This window comes from Agrococcus casei LMG 22410 (assembly GCF_900163565.1).
GTDB lineage: Bacteria > Actinomycetota > Actinomycetes > Actinomycetales > Microbacteriaceae > Agrococcus > Agrococcus casei.
In genome coordinates, this window is record NZ_FUHU01000046.1 from 26,057 (window position 1) to 47,223 (window position 21,167).

Genomic DNA, 21,167 nt, shown 5'->3' on the forward strand with positions numbered 1-21,167 from the left:
CGTTGCGCAACGAAGCGATGAAGGGAGCAACGTGGCTACAACCTCCAGACTCAGTGGTCTTCGGAACGAGACGCCTGAGGATCGACTGCAGAAGGTCATCGAGCAGGTTCCCGGTTTCTCTGACCAGGCAGACGCCCTGCGAACGGGCGGCCTCGACATCGAGCGGGCAGACCGCATGATCGAGCACGCGATCGGCCAGATCTCGATTCCGATCGGCGTCGCCACCAACTTCATCGTCAACGGTCGCGAGGTGCTCGTGCCCATGGCCACCGAGGAGCCCTCGGTCGTCGCTGCGGCAAGCAACGTCGCCCGCATGACCCGCTCGACCGGCGGATTCTTCACGTCGTCGACGCTGCCCCTCATGCAGGCGCAGATCCAGCTGCTCGACGTCGCAGACCCGCACGCGGCCAAGCTGCGCATCTTCGAGCAGCGCGAACGCCTGCTCGAGCTCGCGAACTCGAAGGACCCGCGCCTCGTCGAGATCGGCGGCGGCGCTCGCGACCTCATCGTGCGCGTCATCGACGGCCGTCGTCGCACCCATGTGGTCGTGCACCTCGTCGTGCACGTGGGTGACGCGATGGGCGCCAACGCGGTCAACACCATGGCCGAGGCGCTTGCCCCCGAGCTCGCCGAGATCTCGGGCGGCCGCTCGCTGCTGCGCATCCTCACGAACAAGGCAGACCTGCGCCTGAGCCGCGCTCGCTGCGTCATCCCCGCATCCGAGATCGGCGGCGAGCAGGTCGTCGCCGACATGGTGGCCGCTGCTGACTTCGCCCTCGACGACCCCTACCGTGCCGCAACGCACAACAAGGGCATCATGAACGGCATCACCGCTGTCGTGATGGCCACCGGCAACGACACCCGCGCCGTCGAAGCGGGTGCGCACAGCCACGCCGCTCGCGACGGCGAATACGCGTCGCTGTCGCACTTCGACATCGATGCCGACGGCAACCTCGCTGTCTCGATCGAGCTGCCCATGCCCGTCGGGCTCGTGGGCGGCGCGACTCGCACGCACCCGGCCGCCCAGGCTTCGGTCGCGCTGGCCGAGGTGCAGACGGCCCAGGAGCTCGGCGAGCTCATCACGGCAGTCGGCCTCTCGCAGAACATCGCCGCCGTGCGCGCGCTGGCAGCCGAGGGCATCCAGAAGGGGCACATGACGCTGCACGCTCGCAACGTCGCCGTCTCGGCTGGCGCTGACGGTGACGAGGTCGACCGCGTCTCAGCGGCGATGGTTGCGGAAGGCGCCGTGCGCGTCGACGTTGCTGAGCGCATCCTCGCAGAACTGCGCGCATGAGCGCCCTCGAACTGGGGCTTCCTGCCCCCATGCCCGAACTTGGCCTGCCCGAGCGAGTGACCATTTGGGAGATGAGCCCGCGCGACGGCCTGCAGTCAGAGAAGAACCTGATCTCACCGGCCACGAAGATCGAGCTCATTCAGCGCCTCGCGACCACCGGCTTGCCCGTGGTCGAGGCCGGCAGCTTCGTACGACCCGACCGCGTGCCGCAGATGGCCGGCAGCGAGGACGTGCTCCGCGGTGTGGCCGATGTGCAGGTGCGCAAGCCCGTGCTCGTGCCCAACCTCAAGGGCCTCGAGCGCGCCGTCGACGCGGGGGCCGCCGAGATCGCGGTCTTCCTGAGCGTGACTGAGTCGTTCGCCAACGCCAACCTCTCGACCGACCGCGCGACGTCTGAGGCGCGCGCGAAAGAGGTCGTCACCGCTGCCCGCGCCGCCGGCATGCCCGTTCGCGGCTACCTCTCGATGGTCTTCGGAGACCCCTGGGAGGGTCCGGTCGCGATCGACGAGGTCGTCGGACTTGCAACGCGGATGCGCGAGTGGGGAGTCGGCGAGATCTCGCTGGGCGACACCATCGGGGTCGCGACACCCGGCCTCGTCAAGGCCACGCTCGATGCGCTGACACCGGAGATACCCGTCGCGGAGCTCGGTCTGCACATGCACGACACCTACGGCCAGGCGCTCGCGAACGTCTATGCCGGGCTGCAGTCGGGAGTGTCGATCTTCGACGCATCGACCGCAGGAGTGGGCGGATGCCCCTTCGCAAAGTCAGCAACAGGAAACCTCGCCACCGAGGATCTCGTGTGGATGCTCACAGGACTCGGCATCGGAACCGGTGTCGACCTGCGTGCGCTGCTCGACATCTCTCAGTGGCTCGGGGCGGCACTCGACCGCCCCATCACCTCCCGGGTCGCAACGGCGCTGGTCGGAAAGGAAACACAGTGACATCGGAAACAAAACTGGGGGACAGCCCCTCGTACATAGAAGTGTGGGGCGACACTGTCTCGCCCAAGCACATGTGGCTCTCGATCCTGATGGGCGTGATCTTCGCGCCCGCGGCGTTCCTGACGAGCCGGTGGGCGTTCGAGTCGTCGGGTGTCGATGCCCAGCTGGCCGGGTCGTACTCGCTGCTGGTCGGGCTCGGAGCATGCCTGGTCGTCGCGGTGGTCGGCGCGAACCTCTTCAAGCCGAAGCGGGTGCTCGTCGAGAGCGAGCTCGGATCGCGTGAAGACGCGATGGACGCAATCGAAGCCGAGGTCGGCCCGATCGGCGACCCTGACACGTTCTCGGCTGGCGACCTCGCAGAGGTCAAGCAGCTGGGGCTCTACGACGACTTCAAGCGTCGCTTCGAGCAGAACAGCGCTGCATCGACGAATGAGGAGAAGAGCTGATGGAAGAGCTGCTGCCGATGATCGGCTGGGCGCTTGGCATGGCGCTCGCCGGCGCCATCGCATTCGGTCTCCTTGGGCTCGTTTCGGGCACCGACGAGACAGCGACGATCGCCCCCATCACGCTGCTGGTGATTCTGCTGGGCGTGCCGCCGGTCGGAGTCTTCGCGTTCTTCATGGCCGCGATCTCTGCCAAGCACATCACACACGCGATACCGACGACATTGCTCGGAATACCGGGCGACACCATGGCGGCCCCGCTGCTGAGAGACGCGCAGCTGCTGCGCGAACTCGGCGTGCCGCACATCGCCCTCCGCAAGGCCATCTCGGGCGGCGTGCTCGCAGCGCTCATCGCAGTGCCGCTCGCGGTGCTGTTCGCCTGGCTGCTGACGCCCTTCGCTGACGCCATCAGCAGCGTCGCCGGCTGGATCTTCCTCGCGGCTGCCGTGCTCATCGCCTTCCTCTCGAAGAGCCGCTGGGCAGCCGTCATCGCGCTGATCCCGTTCGTGCTGCTCGTGCTCGGCCTCAACGCATTCACCCTCGCAACGCTCGACAAGACGCTGACCGTCAGCTTCTTCCTGGGCATCGCAACCGGTCCGCTGATCGTCGACATGTTCCTCGCGGCGAGCCCCGTGGGGCGCAAGACCCTGCAGCGCGCCGACAAGCGCCGCTTCGAGCTGGCAGCCGACTCCCGCACCTGGAAGGGACGGATGCCGTCGCCGTTCGGAGTGCTCAGTCGCGGTCAGCTGGGGGCAACAGCAGGTGCAGCGACGATCTCGAGCGCGACCTTCGTGTTCTCGCCCGTCGCGATGACGGTGCTCATGGGTGAGCTGTTCGGCAGCCGCGTCAAGGGCGCCTACCAGCGCCTGACGACGCAGATGTCGGTCAAGAACGGCACGACTGAGTCGACCTACATCGCCGAGACGCTCATCCCGCTGATCGCAATCGGCCTGCCGCTCTCGCCGATGGCCGCTTCGGTCGCCAGCCCGCTGTTCAACGCGCCCCCGGTCTACACGATCGACGACGGTGTGCCGAACAACCTGCACACGCTGCTCGAGCCCTGGCAGTTTCTGGTGTTCGGTCTGCTGGCAGTCATCATCGCGGTGCTGCTGACGTATCCGTTCGCCATGACACAGGCGCACCGCGCTGCGAAGTGGATCATGCAGAAGGTTTCGCACGAGGCCATCATCGGAGCCTTTGCTGGCCTGCTCGTGGTCATCAGCCTCTACGAGGGCGGCGTGATCGCGCTGTTCGTGACGCTCACGGTCGGCCTGGTGGGCGGCATGCTCAACAAGCTGTTCGCCGTGCACACGGGCGTGCAGTTCATGGGCTACTACGTTGCTGTGCTGAGCGTGCCCGGAATCCTGGCGCTGTTCGCGTAACCGTCTCTGCTCTGTCAGCGGTGCCTCGTGTGGACAATCCACGTGAGGCACCGCTGCCGCATGCGCGGGCGGCATACGCTGGAAGCATGACCGACACAGACCTCTCCCCCGAGCACAACCGGGCCATTGCTGCGGCACGTGCCAGCGGCATCCGCTTTGATGCTCGCCGTCATGAGCCCGCTGGGTCGCTGGCCGAGGCCGCTGCCGCACGCGGCGTGACCCCGGGCGAGATCGTGAAGTCGATGGTCGTGCGCCTGGGCGAGAGCGATTACGCGATCGCGCTGGTGCCGGGCGATCGCCGGATCTCGTGGCGCAAGCTGCGGCAGGCGATGGGCGTGAACCGCGCGAAGATGCCCACGGCCGACGAGGCGTTCGGGATCACGGGCTTCGAGCGCGGCACGATCACGCCGTTCGGCAGCGAGGGCGATCTGCCGGTGCTGGCCGATGCGCATGTGCCAGACGGGCCGATCTCGATGGGCGGAGGCGCGCACGGCGTTGCGCTCTACCTCGACGGGGCAGACCTCAAGGCGCACTTTGCGGCGCAGGTGCTCGACATCGCCGAGCCGCTCGACGCGACCGCGTGAAATCCCCTCGCGAGATGGAAAAGTGGCGTTGAGATGGCATCTTGTCGGGAGTTTTCCATCTTGCGGCGGGCTGGCGGCGGGCGTGCGGCGCAGCTGAACTCCCTTTGGAGTTCAGGCACCGATTTCGTTCTTCAGGAGGAGACGGATGCGCGGGTGCCGCCGGTAACGTTGGGCGCGTGTTCGACGACTGGAAGCGCCGCCGAGCCGCCAAGCGCGTCAAGGCCGGAGACGGCCACGCCCTGAAGCGATTCCGCTGGTGGCAGCCGTTCTCGCGCGCCCTTATGCACATGCAGCTCGAAGACGGGCAGGGCCGCCGCGAGCAGTGGTCAGTCAGCGTGAGCCTGTGGGGCGAGGGCGACGACGGCGACGTCTGGGCGCACCTCTACCGAAACGGCGGGCACACAGCCAAGTCAAAGCTGCCGGCGGAGTTCGAGGTGCCGGGCGGCCGCATCGAGATCGCGGCGAGCGGCTACGGCCTCAAGCGCTGCCATTACGTCACGCCTGACGGCAATGCCCGACCGCTGACACCTGACCCCGCATCTGCCGAGGGCCGGCGTGCGCGGCTCGACCGACGCCATCCGTTCGCCAGCCGCATGGTCGGCGTGGTCTCCGTGCTGATTCTGGTCGTCGCGCTCGTGCTGGGGGTGCCGCAGCTGATCGAGACGGTGACGAGCATTCCTCCGGTGGCTGAGCGCATCGGCACCTTCGAATCGCCCATCATGCTGCCGGCGTGGTTCAACATCGGGCTGGTGGTGTCGGCGGCGATTGCCAGCACCGAGCGCGCACTGCGCCTGCGATACAACTGGCTGCTCGACGGCGGCCTGTTCGACGGCGAAGACTGACCAGCTGGCCGGAGTGATCAGCTGCGAAGTGACCAGCTGGGCGGTGCAAGGAGAGTTGCGCAGGCAAAGGCATGCGCTTCACCTGCGTGAATCTCCTTGCGATGGCAAAGCCCCGCTGAGATGGAAAAGTCGCGCTGAGATGGCATCTTGCCGGGAGTTTTCCATCTCGCGGCGGCCAGACGGCGGGCGTGAGGCGCATCTGAACTCCAAAAGGAGTTCAGGCCTCGAGCCCGAACAGCGCATCGAGCCCGCTCACGAAGTCGTCGTGCCGACCGGATGCGGCAAGCTCGCGGGCGCGCACGCTCGGCTTGTGCAGAATGACCCCGGCGAAGTGGCGCAGCGCAGCCTCTGTTGCACGGCGCTCAGCCTCGGTGCCACGACGTCCGATCCGCTCGACTTCGGCATCGAGCGCCTCGAACACGTGCTGGCGCAGTGCAGTGACAGCAGGCGCCAGCCGATTCTCATCGGTCACGCGCTCGAACACGGCGGCCGCCTTGCGCACGTAGGCTCGCGCATCGTCGGTCGTCACCAGATGCTGCACGGGCGCATGCAGCCGCACGGTCTCGAGGTCGAGCAGCTGCACTCCGGGAACATCCGCAACAGCCGGCTCGACGTTGCGCGGCAGCCCCATGTCGATCACGATCTGCCCGGCAGGCTCAGCAGCACCGGTCACGGGGCAGACGGATGCGCTGGCACGGTTCTCGAGTCCGAGCCGGCGGCCGCGCAGCAGGGTGTCAGCGCTGATCGCGTACCCCTCGCCCGCAGAGCAGGTGACGATGACATCGGCGAGGGATGCGGCGACATGCACGTCGCGCGAGTCGACGATGTCGATGCCGTTCTTCAGCGCGAACTGGCGCTGGCGGCCCGACGGGCTCCACACCTCGATGTGCTGCGCGCCGCGATCGCGGAGGGCCTTCAACGCAGTGCCGGCGTAGTTTCCGGTGCCGACGAGCAGCACCCGGGCATCCTGCCAGGATGCGAGCTGCGCTGAGGCGAGATCGAGCGCGAGCCTGATCACCGAGCGGTTCGCGCCGCCCACATCGGCCCGCCGCTTCACGATGCGCTGCGTCTCGTTGGCGCGCTGAAACAGCCGCTCGAGGTTGCTCGTCGTCGCACCGAGCTCCTGCGCTCGGCGGTGCCCGCGGCGCACCTGACCCGCGATCTCATCCTCGCCGACGACGACCGATTCGAGCCCGGAGGCCACCGCGAACAGGTGCTCTGCGGCGTCGCGGTCGGCGTGCACCTCGCCCGTCACAGCAACCCCTTGCGCCAGCAGCTCGTCGCGCACGAGCGCGGCCGCGGCGCCAGGGTCTGCGTCGGTTTCGAGGTACGTCTCGAACCGGTTGCAGGTGCTGACCATCACCGCACCCCGCACGGACTCGTGCGTTCGCAGGGTGTCGCTCAGCGCATCCGTGTCGATGCGCGACAGGGTTTCGAGAACAGTGAAATCGTCGGTGCGGTGACTGACCGTCAGAGTGATGAGCATGGCGAAACGCATACTAGCCTGGCCTACAATGCCGAAACTATGACCACCTCTCTTCCGGCCGAGCACCCCCTCCGCACCGTCACATCCGATTCCCGCCTCATTCGCGCCTACCGAGGTGAGCGCCCGGACGTGCTGCCGGTGTGGTTCATGCGGCAGGCCGGCAGGTCGCTGCCCGAGTACCGCGAGCTGCGCAAGACCGCAGAGGCAGGCGCCGACATGCTCGACACCTGCCTCGTGCCCGAGCTGGCGAGCGAGATCACCCTGCAGCCAGTGCGCAGGCACGGGGTCGATGCGGGCATCTTCTTCAGCGACATCATGATTCCGCTGCGTCTGGCGGGCGTGGATGTGCGCATCGAGTCGGGCGTCGGGCCGATCGTCGGCGAGGCGGTGCAGACGCCTGATGCCGTCGACCGCATCGTGCAGCTCGAGCTCACGCACGAGGCGCTTGCCCCGATTCGCGAGGCCGTCGCGCTGACCGTGGCCGAGCTCAACGAGACGGGCACGCCGCTCATCGGCTTCGCGGGGGCACCCTTCACGCTCGCCGCCTACCTCGTCGCCGGCCGCCCGACCAAGGATCACCTGCCGGTGCGCACGTTCATGCGCAGGCATCCCGAGGCCTGGAGCCGCCTGGCCGAGTGGGCCGCGAAGATCACGGGCGAGTTCCTGCGCACGCAGGTGATGGCGGGCGCGAGTGCGGCGCAGCTGTTCGACTCGTGGGCGGGCTCGCTTTCGCGCGGCCAGTACGTCGAGCAGGTCGTCGGCCACTCGCGTGCGGCGCTCGACCCGGTGCGCGAGCTCGGTGTGCCGCTCGTGCACTTCGGCGTCGGCGCGGGCGAGATCTACGGCGACATGAACATCGGCGTCGACACCATCGGCGTCGACTGGCGCGTGCCGCTCGACGAGGCGGTGCAGCGCATGCAGGGCGACGTGACGGTGCAGGGCAACCTCGATCCAGCGGTGCTCGCAGCCGGCTGGGATGCCATCGAGCCCGCCGTTCGCGACGTCGCCGAGCGCGGTCGCGCGGCCCGTGCCCACGTGTTCAACCTCGGCCATGGGGTGCCGCCCGAGACCGACCCGGCGCAGCTGACCCGCATCGTCGAGCTCGTGCACTCGCTGTGACCGACGTCGCCGTCGTCGGCGCAGGCATCGGCGGTCTGGTCGCGGCACGCGAGCTTGCCAGGGCCGGACTCTCGGTCGAGCTGTTCGAGGCGGCTGCGGTCGTCGGCGGCCTGGTCGGAGCGACGCGGATGGGCGACACAGCAGTCGACAGCGGCCCCGAGTCGTTCGCGACACGAGGCGGAGCTGTGGGCGAGCTCGTCGACGAGCTCGGGCTGACGCGCGTCGATGCGGCCGACCTCGGATCGTGGCTGGTGTTCGACGACGGAGCCGCGCCGAGCCCGGCGGGAGCGCTCATGGGGATCCCCGCTGACGTCACAGCGGCTGACGTCGTGCGCGTGATCGGAGCCGAAGCCAGCCAGCGAGCACTTCGCGACCTCGAGCTGCCTGCCCGCGCCGGCACGGCATCCGGCATGCTCGGCGAACTCGTGCGCGAACGCCTCGGCGAGACGGTGCTTGATCGGCTCGTTGACCCCATCGTCTCGGGGGTCTACTCGGCCCGCGCCGACGATCTGCCGGTTTCGAGGGTCTCGCCGAAGCTGCTCGACGCACTTGCCGAGCACGGGTCGCTGCAGGCTGCCGTGCGGCAGATTCGGGGCGGCGGGGCTGGCCGGCCCAGCGGGTCTCGACCCGGTGCGCTCGTGCAAGGCATCGACGGCGGGATGCACCGGCTGGCCGAGGCGCTCGCGGCCGACTTCGAGCGGCTCGGCGGCAGGCTGCGGCTCGGTCATCGCGTCGATGACATCACGATGCTGGATGCGCGGGCGGTCGTGGTCGCGACTCCCGACTGGGCGAGCGAGGCGAGGGGTGCCGAAGTCGAGCTCGTGACCCTGGCGTTCGAGGCGGGTGCGATCGACGGTGCTCCGAGGGGAACGGGCGCGCTCGTGGCCCCCGGTGCCGCCTCGATCAGCGCGAAGGCCCTGACCCACTCGAGCGCCAAGTGGCCGTGGCTGCGTGCCAGCGCCCCGCATCTCGACATCGTGCGGCTCTCGTACGGCCGACAGAACCAGCCGCCGCCCACGAGTTGCCTTGACGACGAGGCAACTGTCGCTCTCGCACGCTCCGACGCCGAGCGCATCCTCGGTCAGAGCCTGCCAGCCCCCGTGTTCACTGGCCGCCGGGCGCTTCGGCAGCCTCCTGCGCCGGGTGCTGTGCAGCCTCCGGACGGCGTTCTCGCAGTCGGATCGTGGGTCGCGGGCACAGGGTTGGCAAGTGTTGTTCCGGCTTCCATAGCCGTTGCAAAGGAACTCTCGCAACGATTGGCGGCAAGCACAGGAGGATTGACGTGAGCGACTTTACGGTCTTCACGGTGTTCGGCCGCGGTCTCTCGGCTGAACACCAGGGTGGCGAGCAGCTGGATGCCGTCATCGACGAATTGGCAGCGGCAGGTGTCGTCACTCGGGGCGTCTATGACGTTTCGGGACTGCGGGCCGGCGCAGACATCATGGTCTGGCTGCACGGCAAGGATGCGCAGGCGCTGCAGTCGGCGGTCCGCCGTATACGCCGCACGGCAGACCTCGCTGGCACCGAAGTGGTGTGGAGCGCCATGGGCGTGCACCGCGACGCCGAGTTCAACAAGGCCCACGTGCCCGGCTTCGCACGCGGTGAGCGCGCCCGCGACTGGGTGACGGTCTACCCGTTCAACCGCTCGTACGACTGGTACCTGCTCGATGACGCAGACCGCAGCCGCATGCTGGCCGATCACGGCCGACGCGGCGCCAAGTTCAAGGGCGTCGTCGCCAACACGGTCTCGGCGTTCGCCCTCGGCGACTACGAGTGGCTGCTGCCGATGGAGGCCGATGAGCTGACCGACCTGGTCGACATGATGCGCGACCTCCGCGCCTCTGAGGCGAGGCTGCACGTGCGCGAGGAGATCCCGTTCTACACGGGCCGTCGCATCGAGGTCGACGAGATCGCCGAGGTGCTGCGATGACCGTCACGACCGACCCCAAGAAGCCTGCCGAGGCCGCGGGCGTCTTCCTCGAAGCCGGCGCCGTCGTGCCGAGCGCCACCGCGCACGCGCAGTCGGGCAAGGCGCATGTCGAGGTGCCGACGCGGTACGACGCGATCCTGCTGTCGTCGTTCGGCGGCCCCGAGGGGCAAGACGATGTGATTCCGTTCCTGCGCAACGTCACGCGCGGCCGCGGCATCCCCGACGAGCGGCTCGAAGAGGTCGCCGTGCACTACCGCCACTTCGGCGGACGCAGCCCCATCAACGACCAGAACCGTGAGCTGAAGGCGGCCCTCGAGGCCAGGCTTGCCGAGCGCGGCGTCGACCTGCCGGTGGTCTGGGGCAACCGCAACTGGCACCCGTACCTCAACGACGCGATGCTCGAGGCCGACGCCGCGGGCCACGCCAAGCTGCTGGCGATCGCGACCAGCGCCTACTCGTCGTACTCGTCGTGCCGCCAGTACCGCGAGGACTGGGCCGATGCACTCGAAGACGCCGGGCTGCAGCAGCGCATGCAGATCGACAAGGTGCGCGCCTTCTACAACCACGAGGGCTTCGTCACGCCGTTCGTCGAGGGACTCCGCGCCGCAGTCGCAGAGGCTCACGACGCCGGCTTCGCCGACAGCGAGATCGAGGTGCTCTTCGCGACCCACTCGATTCCGATCGACGACGCGGCTCGGTCGGGCGACCCATCCGTCGAATGGCCCGCGGATGCACGGGGCCAGACAGGCGGAGCGTACGCGCTCCAGCACCACCAGGTGTCAGAGCACGTCGCAGCCGAAGCCGCACCCGGCATCGCGTGGCAGCTCGTCTACCAGTCGCGCTCGGGACCCGCTTCGCAGCCGTGGCTCGAGCCCGACATCAACGACGCGATCGACGAGCTCGCCGGCCGCAAGGCAGTGATCATCGTGCCGATCGGCTTCATCTCAGACCACATGGAAGTCATGTGGGATCTCGACGAAGAGGCGACCGAGACCGCTGAGAACCGCGGCCTCTGGGTGCGCCGCACGCCGACGCCCGGCGTGCATCCGGCATTCGTCGACGGACTCGTCGACCTCGTGCTCGAGCGCGTCGAGGGCCGGCCTGTCGCTGAGCGCAGCGCCGTGACCGCACTCGGTGTCGAGCCAGACGTCTGCCGGGCAGGCTGCTGCGAGAACACCCGCCGCGGATTCCGCCCCGCCATCGCCGGGCTGCAGCCGTGAGCGCCGCGCCGCTCGGCGGCACCGGTGAGTCGACTGCTGCGCCGCTTCGTGTTGGAACGCGCGGCTCGCTGCTCGCGCTCGCGCAGACCCACGACATCGCAGCGCGCTTCGCAGGCGTCGTCGAGATCGTCGAGATCTCGACCAAGGGCGACGTCGACCGCTCGCCGCTGTCACAGCTCGGCGGCACGGGAGTCTTCGTCTCGGCCCTTCGCGATGCCCTGCTCGGCGGCGAGATCGATGTCGCCGTGCACTCGATGAAAGACCTGCCCACGCTGCCGCAGGAGGGCATCCGTCTGGCTGCTGTTCCGGTTCGCAATGACCCGCGTGACGCGCTCGTCGCCCGCGACGGGCTGCAGCTAAAGACGCTCCCGAAGGGCGCCAAGGTCGGCACGGGTTCGCCCCGCCGCAAGGCGCAGCTGCTGCACGCCAGGCCCGACCTCGATGTCGTCGACATCCGCGGCAACATCACGACGCGCATGAACCGCGCCCTCGCAGAGAACGCCGACCTCGACGCCGTCGTGCTCGCGGTCGCCGGCCTCAACCGCGGCGGATTCAGCGATCGCGTGAGCGAGGCGCTCAGCACCGCAGAGTTTCTGCCCGCCCCTGCCCAGGGAGCCCTCGGCATCGAGACCCGCGACGGCGACGAGCGCTCGCTTGCTGCAGTCGCGGGCGTCGACGACCCCGTCACCGCCGCGTGCGCTGCGGCCGAACGCATAGTGCTGCGCGGCCTCGAAGCCGGATGCGCGGCCCCGGTCGGCGCATTCGCCAGGGCAGACGGCGACACGGTGCAGATCGACGCCGCAGCCTACGCGCTCGACGGCTCGCGCAGCATCCGCGCATCGCGCAAGGGTGCTGTCGCAGACGCCGCAGACCTCGCCGCTGACCTGGTCGCCGAGCTGCTCGACGGCGGGGCCAAGGAGCTCGTGGGATGACCCGCGTGCTCATCTCCCGCGACGGCGCAGCAGCCGAGCCCTGGGCTGACGCCCTGCGCGCTCGCGGACTCGACCCGGTGCTGGTGCCGCTGACGCGCATCCGCGAGGTCGAAGACCGAACCGCGCTCGACGCGGCCCTCGCTGGGCTGACTGCCGGCGACTACGACTGGCTCGTCATCACCAGCCAGAACACTGTGCCGGCGATCGCTGGTGCGCTGCGTTCGGGTCTGCCTGAGTCGACCCGTGTCGCGGCAGTCGGAGAGGCGACGGCGGATGCGCTGCGCGAGTCGGGGGCGCGCGTCGATCTCGTGCCGCGCGTGCAGTCGGCCGCGGGTCTGCTTCGCGAGTGGCCTGGAGTCGAAGGCGAACGGGCTCTGCTGCCGTCGTCGTCGCGCGCGAAGCCGACGCTCGTGCACGGACTGCGCTCGGCCGGGCTCACTGTCGACCAGGTCGATGTATATGACTCTGCCGCGGAGTTCGCATCGCGCGATGAGCTTGCAGCGACTGGTTTTGCCGGCGCCGACGTCGTGGTGGTCTCGAGCGGCACCGTGGCCGAGCAGGTCGCAGCGCTCGAACTCGATGACCGGGCGCTGGTCGTCGCGATCGGCGAGCAGACGGCCGCCGACTGCCTCGAGCTGGGGCTTCGCGTCACGAGTGTCGCCGATGAACCCTCGGCCGATGGCATCGCGACCGCTGTCATTCGCGCGATCGAGCAGACGAAGCGGCCTGTTGCTGTTCCGGTCGACAGACCACGCCGCCTGCGCACGACCGAGCCGATGCGGCGTCTGGTGCGTGAGACGCGCATCCATGCTTCGCAGCTGGTGCTGCCCATGTTCGTCGCCGAAGGCATTTCTCAGCCCCATCCGATCTCTGCGATGCCGGGCCAGGTGCAGCACACGCTCGACTCGCTGGCTCGCGCCGTCGAGGAGTCGATTGACGCTGGCGTGGGGGGTGTCATGCTGTTCGGCGTGCCTGAGCACAAGGATGCCGAGGGCACGCAGGCGTCTGATCCTGACGGCATTCTGAACCGAGCGACCCGCTTCCTCGCCGACCGCTTCGGTGATGCGACGGTCGTGCAGACTGACCTCTGCCTCGACGAGTTCACCGACCACGGCCACTGCGGCGTGCTCGACTCGCGCGGCCGGGTCGACAACGATGCCACGCTGCGCCGCTTCAACGAGATCGCTTTGGCGCAGGCCGCAGCCGGTTCGCAGTTGCTCGGCATGAGCGGCATGATGGACGGCCAGGTCGCCAGTGCTCGCGCCGCACTCGATGCGGCGGGATACTTCGACACCGCCATCCTCGCCTACAGCGCGAAGTATGCGAGTGCGCTGTTCGGGCCGTTCCGCGAAGCGGTCGACTCGAGCCTCAAGGGGCACCGCAGGTCGTACCAGCAGGATCCCGCGAACCGACGCGAGGGGCTGCGCGAGGCGCTGCTCGACCTGGCTGAGGGCGCCGATGTCGTGATGGTCAAGCCAGCAACTTGGTACATGGACGTGCTCGCCGAGGTGAAGCAGCTGTCGCGGGTGCCCGTGTGGGCGTACCAGGTGTCGGGCGAGTACTCGATGATCGAGGCTGCAGCCGCCAACGGCTGGATCGAGCGCGAGCGCGCCATCGTCGAGTCGGTCACGAGCATCGTGCGCGCCGGAGCCGACACCGTGCTCACCTACTGGGCCACTGAGATTGCGCGGGAGCTTCGATGAGCGTCAACGACACCCTGTTCGAGCGTGCTCAGCGCGCGATTCCAGGAGGGGTCAACTCGCCCGTGCGAGCGTTCGGCTCTGTCGGCGGCACTCCGAAGTTTCTGGTGAGCGCTCGCGGGCCGTTTGTGACGGATGCCGAGGGTCACGAGTACGTCGACCTCGTCGGGTCGTGGGGCCCTGCTGTGCTCGGCCACGCGCATCCGGCTGTCGTCTCCGCCGTGCAGGAGGCCGCAGCGCGCGGGCTCTCGTTCGGCGCCTCGACCCCCGCCGAGACTGAGCTTGCCGAGCACGTCGTCGGCATGATCGGCCCCGTCGAGCAGCTGCGCCTGGTGTCGACGGGCACCGAGGCGACGATGACCGCGATTCGCATCGCCCGCGGATTCACTGGGCGCGATCTCATCGTGAAGTTCGACGGGCACTATCACGGGCACTCCGATGGGCTGCTCGCAGCAGCCGGATCAGGCCTGGCCACACTCGCGCTGCCCGCGAGCGGGGGAGTGCCCGAGGCTGTCGCCAGCCAGACGATCGTGCTGCCATACAACGACCGCGACGCTGTCGAGCAGGTCTTCGCCTCGCACGGCGACCGCATCGCCGGCGTCATCGTCGAAGCCGCTGCAGCCAACATGGGCGTCGTGCTGCCCGCCGAGGGCTTTCACGCCTGGCTCGCAGAGACCGCCCATGGGCACGGCGCGCTGCTCATCAGCGACGAGGTGCTCACGGGGTTCAGGGTCACGAGGCGCGGCGTCTGGGGGCTCGACGAGCTCGCGGACACGGCCGCACCCGACCTGTTCACGTTCGGCAAGGTCATCGGCGGCGGGATGCCGCTCGCTGCCGTGGGCGGTCGCGCCGACGTCATGGCGATGCTCGCGCCGCTCGGGCCGGTCTACCAGGCGGGCACGCTCTCGGGGAATCCGGTGGCGGTGGCCGCCGGGCTGACCACGCTGCGGCTCGCCGATGACGCGGTCTACGCACGCATGAATGCTGTTGCCGATGCGGTGTCGGGTGCGTTGACGGATGCGCTCAGCACGGCAGGCGTCGAGCATGCGGTCTCGCGGGTGGGCACGCTGTTCTCTGTGGCCTTCGCCCCTGAGGCACCCGCCGATTTCGCAGCCGCCAAGGCGCAGGAGGCGTTTCGCTTCGCGCCGTTCTTCAGGTCGATGCTCGAGCAGGGCGTGTACCTGCCGCCGAGCGCATTCGAGGCATGGTTCGTGTCGGCTGCGCACGATGACGGGGCTGTCACGCAGATCCTGGATGCGCTGCCCGCCGCCGCGCGCGCTGCTGCCGGTGCCGCGCCTCCGTCTGGCATCTGAACTCCCTTTGGAGATGAGATTGCGCGGTTTGGCTGGGCGGCTCCTCGCGGGATGGAAAACTCTCGACGAGATGGCATCTTGCCGGGAGTTTTCCATCTCGCGGCTGGCACCCGGCCCCAACTGAACTCCCTTTGGAGTTCAGCTCTTCGGCCGCTTCGCCTTCTGCACCGGCAGCATGCCCGTCTTCTCGCTCTGGCGCCACTCGATCCACTCAGGGCGCCCCTGCATGAAGCCGTCGATCGTGGCGGCATCTGCCGTGAGCTTCGGGTCGTGCTTGAGGTACCACTTGGTCTCGCGCGCGATGAGGCCCGACAGCACGAGCAGCCCGATGAGGTTCGGCAGCGCCATGAGGCCGTTCATGACGTCGGAGAACGACCACACGATGCCGAGCTGCGTCGTGCTGCCGACGAACACGATCACAGAGAACAGAATGCGGAACGGCATCACCATGCGCCGCCCGAACAGTCGCTCGATGTTGCGCTCGCCGTAGTACGACCAGCCGAGGATGGTCGAGTAGGCGAACAGGATGAGTCCGATCGTGACAATCCAGTGTCCCCATTCGCCAGGCAGGCCATGTGAGAACGCTTCGCCGGTCATGAGGGCAGGGCTCAGCTGCTCGCCGGTTTCGGGGTCGGTCTGGTTCCAGACACCCGTGACGATGATGGTGAGGCCCGTGAAGCTCACGACGATGATCGTGTCGATGAACGTCTGCGTCATTGAGACGAGGCCCTGGCGAACCGGGTGCGAGGTCTTGGCGGCAGCCGCTGCGATTGCGGCCGAGCCGAGGCCCGACTCGTTCGAGAAGAGTCCGCGCGCGACACCGAACTGCACCGCGATCATGATGGCTGAGCCGGCGAACCCGCCGACTGCGGCAGTTCCGGTGAAGGCATCCGTGAAGATCTGCGCGAAGGCTGCGGGCAGCGCCTCGAAGTTGGCGATGAGAATCCAGAGGCCGCCGAGCACGTAGAGGATGATCATGACGGGCACGAGGCCGGCCGTGACCTTGCCGATCGTGGTGATGCCGCGCAGCAGCACCACGAGGGTCATGACGGCGAGCACGATGCCGGTCGCCCATGTCGGCACGCCCCAGCTGCCTTCCATGTTGCTGGCGATCGCGTTGCCCTGCGTCATGTTGCCGATGCCGAAGCAGGCGAGCACCGCGAAGATCGCGAACATGAGGGCGAGCGTCTTGCCGAACCAGCCGCCGATCCCGTGCTGCAGGTAGTACTGGGGGCCGCCTGACTTCTCGCCCGCCGCATCCGTCGCCCTGAACCGCACCGCGAGGAACGCCTCAGAGTACTTCGAGGCCATGCCGACGAGGCCTGTGACCCACATCCAGAAGAGTGCGCCGGGGCCGCCGATGCCGATTGCGGTCGCGACGCCGACGATGTTGCCGGTGCCGACGGTTGCCGCGAGGGCCGTGGTCAGCGCCTGGAACTGCGAGATGTCGCCTTCTGAGCCGGCGTCCTTGCGCTTGAAGAGGCCGAGGTTGAGGGCCGGGATCAGCTTGAGAAACTGCAGGCCGCCGAGCCTGATGGTGAGGTAGAGCCCCGTGCCGACCAGCAGGGGGATCAGGAGCCACGGACCCCAGACGATGCCGCTGATGGTGTCGAGTGCTTCTTGCAGTGTTTCGGTGAATCCCACGTGCTGCTCCGCTCGAAAGGCCCCTTGGGGGTGCATGTACAGCGTCGAGTGTAAACCCGCCGGGGTGTCTCAGGCGCTTGGTTGGAGTGCCAATTGGCGGTGGGGTGTGCGGTTCGGCGCCGACGCCAGGAGATTCGCGCAGGTGAAGCGCATGCCTTGACCTGCGTGAATCTCCTCGCGGGATGGAAAACTCTCGACGAGATGGCATCTTGCCGGGACTTTTCCATCTCGCGGCGTGCAGTGCGGCGAGCTGAACTCCAAAGGGAGTTCAAACGGATGCGCGGCTAGAACAGCCGGGGCACGTTCGACTCGACGCCGCGCATCTCGTCATAGTCGAGCACGAGGCAGCGGATGCCGCGGTCCTCGGCGAGTGTGCGGGCCTGCGGCTTGATCTCCTGCGCGGCGAAGACGCCCGAGACCGGCGCGAGCTTCGGGTCGCGGTTCAGCAGCTCGAGGTAGCGGGTCAGCTGTTCGACCCCGTCGACGCCGCCGCGGCGCTTGATCTCGACCGCAACCGTCGCGCCGTCAGAGTCCTGCGCCAAGATGTCGACCGGCCCGATCGCCGTCATGTACTCGCGGCGCCACAGCCTGAAGCCGTCGCCGAGGGTCTCGATCTGATCGGCCAGCATCTCCTGCAGGTGCGACTCGACGCCGTCCTTCACGAGGCCGGGGTCGATGCCGAGCTCGAACGACTGGTCAGACTCGACCTCGTGCAGCTGCACGGTGAGGGCATCGCCGGTCTTCTTGTGCGTGACCTTCCAGACTCGGCTGGCCCCCGCATCCGTCTGCTCCTCAGTCGGCTCGCATTCTTCGAGCGATGCCGGCGGGCTCATCCAGTTGAGTGGCTTGTACGATCCGCCGTCTGAGTGCACGAGAATCGACCCGTCGCCCTTCAGCATCAGCACGCGCTTCGCGAGCGGAAGATGGGCGGTCAACCGCCCCGTGTACTGCACGGTGCATGTGGCCACAACCAGTCTCATCGACGAACTCCTGACAGTCGGTTCTCGCGGGTGAAGGGGGTGAGCAACCAGGATACGAGGCCGATCACCAGCAGAATGAGCATCGCCTGGCGCAGCGAGCCGAAAGCTGCGAGCGTGCCGATGACGGGCGGGCCGGCGAGCATCGAGAGGTAGCCGATGCTCGACACGGTCGCGACGCGAGCGGGGCCGAGGCGGGCGTCGTCGCCGGCGGCCGACATGGCGACGGGGAATCCGAGCGCGTTGCCGAAGCCCCAGAGCAGCACGCCCACAACCACCAGCGCGGGGATGTCTGTCAGCAGCACGAGGGCGAGGCCGACCAGGGCTCCGCCGAAGGTGATGCGCAGCGTCAGCACACGACCGAGCTTCTGCAGTGCGATCACGCCGAGGAGGCGGCCGGCGGTCATGCAGGCGAGGAACACCGCGAACAGCACGGCACCTGCGGTCTTCGAGAATCCGTGGCCGTCGACCATCAGCAGTGCCAGCCAGTCGTTTGCGCTGCCCTCCATGAGGCTCGAGCCCAGCACGAACACACCCAGCAGCAGCGTCGCAGGCTCGCGCCAGACGCGCATCCGATCTCGCATGGTGACGGGATCCTCTTCGTCGACCACATCGGGCGCGATGTGTCGACGCGTGATGAATGCGGCGACGATGAGCGCCGCGAGCACGAGCGTCGACTGCAGGCCGAGGTCGAGCTTCAGCCCTTCGAACAGTGCGCCGACGCCGGCGCCCGAGACCGTGCCGACCGAGTAGAACGCGTGGTAGATCGGCATGATCGGCTTGGCGATCGCGCGCTCGTTGGCCGACGCCGAGGTGTTCATCGCAACGTTGGTGATGCTAATGAAATTGCCGGTGACGATGAACCCCGCGAGCACCAGAGGCAGACTGCTGGCTTCAACGGCCCAGCCGGCGATGGAGAGGCCGGCTCCGATGAAGATCAGGCCCATAGACGTGAGGCGATCGGTTCCGAAGCGGTGAACGAGCCAGGATGCGCTCAGAAAGCCGATCGCACTGCCTGCGGCGATCGCGAGCAGCAGGTAGCCGACCTCGTCGACCTCGATTCCGAGCTGGTCGCGCACGTGCGGGATGCGCGCCATCCAGCCGGCGAAGGCGAACCCGACCAGAAAGAACACGGCGAATAGGGCGTTTCGCCAGTTGCGGGGTTCACTCACTGCAACAGTCTACGAGTCTTGTTGTCGAGCCGATGCGTCTGTCAGACTCATGAAATGGCAGAGCAGCAGATCGATGATGAGGGCCGCCCCGAACCGATCCTTGCGGGTGATGAGGTGGTCACGCTCGTGACCTTTCTCGACTACCAGCGTGCAACCCTCGAGTGGAAGACGCGGGGGCTGACGACCGAGCAGCTTCGGCAGCGGATTCCGTCTTCGGCAATGACGCTGGGCGGGCTGCTTGGGCACCTGGCGTGGGTCGAGAGCTTCTGGTTCGAAGAGACCGTTGCGGGGCAGCCGGCACCTGAGCCGTGGGGCTCGATCGACTTCGAGGCCGACGACGACGCCGACTGGACGCTCGGCGTGACGCTCGAGGGCGACGAGCTGCGGTCGCTGTGGGTCGCGAACGTTGAGCGGTCGCGGGCGGTTGTCGATGGCGTCATCGAGCAGCACGGGGCGGATGCGCTGGGCACGACGGTGCCTGCATGGGGCGGTCGCGAGCACGTGGCGGTGCGCTGGGTGCTGACTCACATGATCGAGGAGTATGCGCGGCACAACGGGCACGCTGACGTGCTGCGCGAGGCTGTCGACGGCGAGACCGGGGAGTAGCTGGCGGGTCTGGGTGCGGTGCTGGTTGCCACGCTGATTTCGGTGCGAGGAGATTCACGCAGGTGAAGCGCATGCCTTCTCCTGCGTAACCCTCCTTGCCTGGCTGCTTGCGCGCCCCTGTTGCCCGTTTCCTCGCAGCTGCCCGCCCGCAAGATGGGAAAGTCCCGTTGAGATGCCATCTTGCCGGGAGTTTTCCACCCAGCGGCGGCACGACGCCCAGCGGCAGCTCAGCACCCAGTGGCACCAGCCCAGCCCATCAAGCCCCGAGCACCATCCAGCGATCCGTGCGCGCCCGCAGATACAGTGTCGCCAGCCTCGCACCCATGTACCCCACGCCGAACGCCAGCCACACCGCGACCAGGGCCGCCAGCGACGAGGTCTGCAGCAGCGCGAGCAGCAGCAGCGGCAGGTAGACCAGCAGGTTCACGAAGCCCGTCCAGGCGAGATAGCGCGCATCTCCGGCGCCGATCAGAATGCCGTCGAGCACGAACACGAGGCCCGCCAGCGGCTGGGCAAGGCCGACCACGAGCAGCGCCCACGGCAGCAGCGCCAGCACCTCGGGCTCCGACGTGAAGACGCGACCGATGACGGGCGAGGCGAGCGCGAACAGCGCACCCACGATCACCCCGCTCCAGAGCCCCCACCACAGCAGCCGGCGCGTGACCTGCCGAAGCTCGGCGACATCGCCCGCGCCCAGAGCCTTGCCGATCATCGCCTGAGCTGCGATCGCCAGGGCATCGAGCGCAAACGCGAGCGTCGACCACAGCGCGAAAGCGACCTGCGTGGCAGCCAGCACCTCGGTTCCGGCGCTGGTCGCGACGAAGGTGGTCGAGAGCAGACCGAGACGCAGTGCCAGAGTGCGCAGAAACAGCCAGCCGCCGAACCCGGCCGAGGCGAGCATCCCGCTCCAGTGCGGCGCCAGTGAGACGTCGTGCTTGCGCGCCTGCCGCACTGCGATCCAGATCATGGCGAAGGCCATGCCCCACTGCGCGATGACGGTGCCGAGTGCGCTGCCCGGAACCCCCATCCCCATGCCGTAGATGAAAAGCACGTTGAGCGCGGCGTTCGTGCCGAAGCCGGCTGCTGAGATGATGAGCGGCGTCTTGGTGTCCTGCAGCCCGCGAAGCAGGCCTGTTGCCGCCAGCATGATGAGCATGCCAGGCAGGCCCAGAATCGAGATCGCGAGGTAGCTCGAGCCGATGTCGGTCACAGCCCGCTCGGCGCCGAACACCGAGACGAGCGGATGCGCGAGCGGCAGCAGCACCTGCAGCACGAGTCCCGCAGCGAGCGCCAGCCACATGCCGTCGATTCCTGCGCGAACTGCGTCGGGCATCCGCCCCGCTCCCAAGAACCTCGCAACCCGCGGCGTCGTCGCGTACGCGAGGAACACCAGCAGGCCCGTGACGGTCTGCAGCACGGCCTGGCCGATGCCGATGCCGGCGAGCTCGTTGACGCCGAGGTGCCCGACGAGCGCGGTGTCGACCAGCAGAAAGGCCGGTTCTGCGATGAGAGCGCCGAGTGCCGGAAGCGCGAGTGCGACGATCCGACGGTCGATCGGGGCAAGGCGGGGCACTCCATC

At 68.1% G+C, this 21,167-nt stretch carries 19 protein-coding genes and 1 pseudogene; 15 read left to right on the forward strand and 5 right to left on the reverse strand.

From position 1 onward, the window contains the following. The first annotated feature begins 31 nt into the window (after positions 1–31). The 6 genes from CZ674_RS13020 (at position 32) to CZ674_RS13045 (ending at position 5,489) form a co-directional block, all read left to right on the forward strand. Positions 32–1,294 (forward strand): hydroxymethylglutaryl-CoA reductase, degradative, encoded by a 1,263-nt coding sequence (locus CZ674_RS13020; protein ID WP_086992951.1) that lies wholly within the window; start codon positions 32–34, stop codon positions 1,292–1,294. After that, a complete protein-coding gene (locus tag CZ674_RS13025) occupies positions 1,291–2,238 on the forward strand; it encodes a hydroxymethylglutaryl-CoA lyase (RefSeq protein ID WP_086992952.1) in 948 nt (315 codons plus the stop codon). Before CZ674_RS13020 ends, CZ674_RS13025 begins: the two co-directional genes overlap by 4 nt. Next, positions 2,235–2,684, forward strand: a complete 450-nt coding sequence (locus tag CZ674_RS13030) for a hypothetical protein (RefSeq protein ID WP_143244749.1) — start codon at positions 2,235–2,237, stop codon at positions 2,682–2,684. Before CZ674_RS13025 ends, CZ674_RS13030 begins: the two co-directional genes overlap by 4 nt. Next, entirely contained in the window at positions 2,684–4,063 is a 1,380-nt protein-coding gene (locus CZ674_RS13035; protein ID WP_200810117.1) for a tripartite tricarboxylate transporter permease, read from the forward strand. The genes CZ674_RS13030 and CZ674_RS13035 overlap by 1 nt, the downstream gene beginning before the upstream one ends. Positions 4,064–4,149: 86 nt before the next feature. Beyond that, a complete protein-coding gene (locus CZ674_RS13040) occupies positions 4,150–4,647 on the forward strand; it encodes an aminoacyl-tRNA deacylase (RefSeq protein WP_086992955.1) in 498 nt (165 codons plus the stop codon). 176 nt (positions 4,648–4,823) lie between these two features. Further along, positions 4,824–5,489 (forward strand): hypothetical protein, encoded by a 666-nt coding sequence (locus CZ674_RS13045; protein WP_086992956.1) that lies wholly within the window; start codon positions 4,824–4,826, stop codon positions 5,487–5,489. A 217-nt stretch (positions 5,490–5,706) separates the two neighbouring features. Here the strand turns inward: CZ674_RS13045 and CZ674_RS13050 are convergent, their stop codons facing one another. Next, complete coding sequence (locus CZ674_RS13050) at positions 5,707–6,975, reverse strand: glutamyl-tRNA reductase (protein ID WP_086993037.1); 1,269 nt, start codon at positions 6,973–6,975, stop codon at positions 5,707–5,709. Positions 6,976–7,014: 39 nt separating this feature from the next. Between CZ674_RS13050 and hemE the strand changes: the two genes are divergently transcribed. The 8 genes and pseudogenes from hemE to hemL all read left to right on the forward strand — a co-directional run bounded on the left by hemE (position 7,015) and on the right by hemL (position 15,189). Next, positions 7,015–8,094, forward strand: a complete 1,080-nt coding sequence (gene hemE, locus CZ674_RS13055) for a uroporphyrinogen decarboxylase (protein WP_086992957.1) — start codon at positions 7,015–7,017, stop codon at positions 8,092–8,094. After that, positions 8,091–9,380 (forward strand): protoporphyrinogen/coproporphyrinogen oxidase, encoded by a 1,290-nt coding sequence (locus CZ674_RS13060; RefSeq protein WP_086992958.1) that lies wholly within the window; start codon positions 8,091–8,093, stop codon positions 9,378–9,380. Before hemE ends, CZ674_RS13060 begins: the two co-directional genes overlap by 4 nt. Further along, entirely contained in the window at positions 9,377–10,024 is a 648-nt protein-coding gene (hemQ, locus tag CZ674_RS13065) for a hydrogen peroxide-dependent heme synthase (protein WP_327078628.1), read from the forward strand. The genes CZ674_RS13060 and hemQ overlap by 4 nt, the downstream gene beginning before the upstream one ends. Continuing rightward, positions 10,021–11,244 carry a ferrochelatase gene (locus CZ674_RS13070; protein WP_086992959.1) on the forward strand — a complete coding sequence of 408 codons (1,224 nt, stop codon included), beginning with the start codon at positions 10,021–10,023 and terminating at the stop codon, positions 11,242–11,244. Before hemQ ends, CZ674_RS13070 begins: the two co-directional genes overlap by 4 nt. After that, positions 11,241–12,176, forward strand: coding sequence for a hydroxymethylbilane synthase (gene hemC, locus CZ674_RS13075; RefSeq protein ID WP_086992960.1), 936 nt, complete (start codon positions 11,241–11,243; stop codon positions 12,174–12,176). Before CZ674_RS13070 ends, hemC begins: the two co-directional genes overlap by 4 nt. Then, a pseudogene (locus CZ674_RS14445) lies at positions 12,173–12,850 on the forward strand (uroporphyrinogen-III synthase); the annotation flags it as partial. The gene hemC and the pseudogene CZ674_RS14445, both read left to right, overlap by 4 nt. A gap of 102 nt (positions 12,851–12,952) precedes the next feature. Next, entirely contained in the window at positions 12,953–13,879 is a 927-nt protein-coding gene (gene hemB / locus CZ674_RS14450; protein ID WP_234988603.1) for a porphobilinogen synthase, read from the forward strand. Further along, entirely contained in the window at positions 13,876–15,189 is a 1,314-nt protein-coding gene (gene hemL / locus CZ674_RS13085; protein ID WP_086992962.1) for a glutamate-1-semialdehyde 2,1-aminomutase, read from the forward strand. Before hemB ends, hemL begins: the two co-directional genes overlap by 4 nt. Positions 15,190–15,327: 138 nt before the next feature. On the opposite strand, the gene CZ674_RS13090 is transcribed toward hemL, so the two are convergent. From CZ674_RS13090 to CZ674_RS13100, 3 genes are all read right to left on the reverse strand, one after another. Then, a complete protein-coding gene (locus CZ674_RS13090) occupies positions 15,328–16,833 on the reverse strand; it encodes an alanine/glycine:cation symporter family protein (protein WP_234988594.1) in 1,506 nt (501 codons plus the stop codon). Between the two features lie 284 nt (positions 16,834–17,117). Then, positions 17,118–17,813 carry an endonuclease NucS gene (gene nucS / locus CZ674_RS13095; protein WP_086992964.1) on the reverse strand — a complete coding sequence of 232 codons (696 nt, stop codon included), beginning with the start codon at positions 17,811–17,813 and terminating at the stop codon, positions 17,118–17,120. Beyond that, complete coding sequence (locus tag CZ674_RS13100) at positions 17,810–18,982, reverse strand: MFS transporter (protein WP_143244750.1); 1,173 nt, start codon at positions 18,980–18,982, stop codon at positions 17,810–17,812. Before CZ674_RS13100 ends, nucS begins: the two co-directional genes overlap by 4 nt. Before the next feature lie 54 nt (positions 18,983–19,036). On the opposite strand from CZ674_RS13100, the gene CZ674_RS13105 reads away from it, so the two are divergent. After that, a complete protein-coding gene (locus tag CZ674_RS13105; RefSeq protein ID WP_086992966.1) occupies positions 19,037–19,588 on the forward strand; it encodes a DinB family protein in 552 nt (183 codons plus the stop codon). 256 nt (positions 19,589–19,844) lie between these two features. Here CZ674_RS13105 and CZ674_RS13110 read toward each other — a convergent pair whose 3' ends face one another. Further along, complete coding sequence (locus CZ674_RS13110) at positions 19,845–21,161, reverse strand: MATE family efflux transporter (RefSeq protein WP_234988595.1); 1,317 nt, start codon at positions 21,159–21,161, stop codon at positions 19,845–19,847. Between the last annotated feature and the right edge of the window lie 6 nt (positions 21,162–21,167).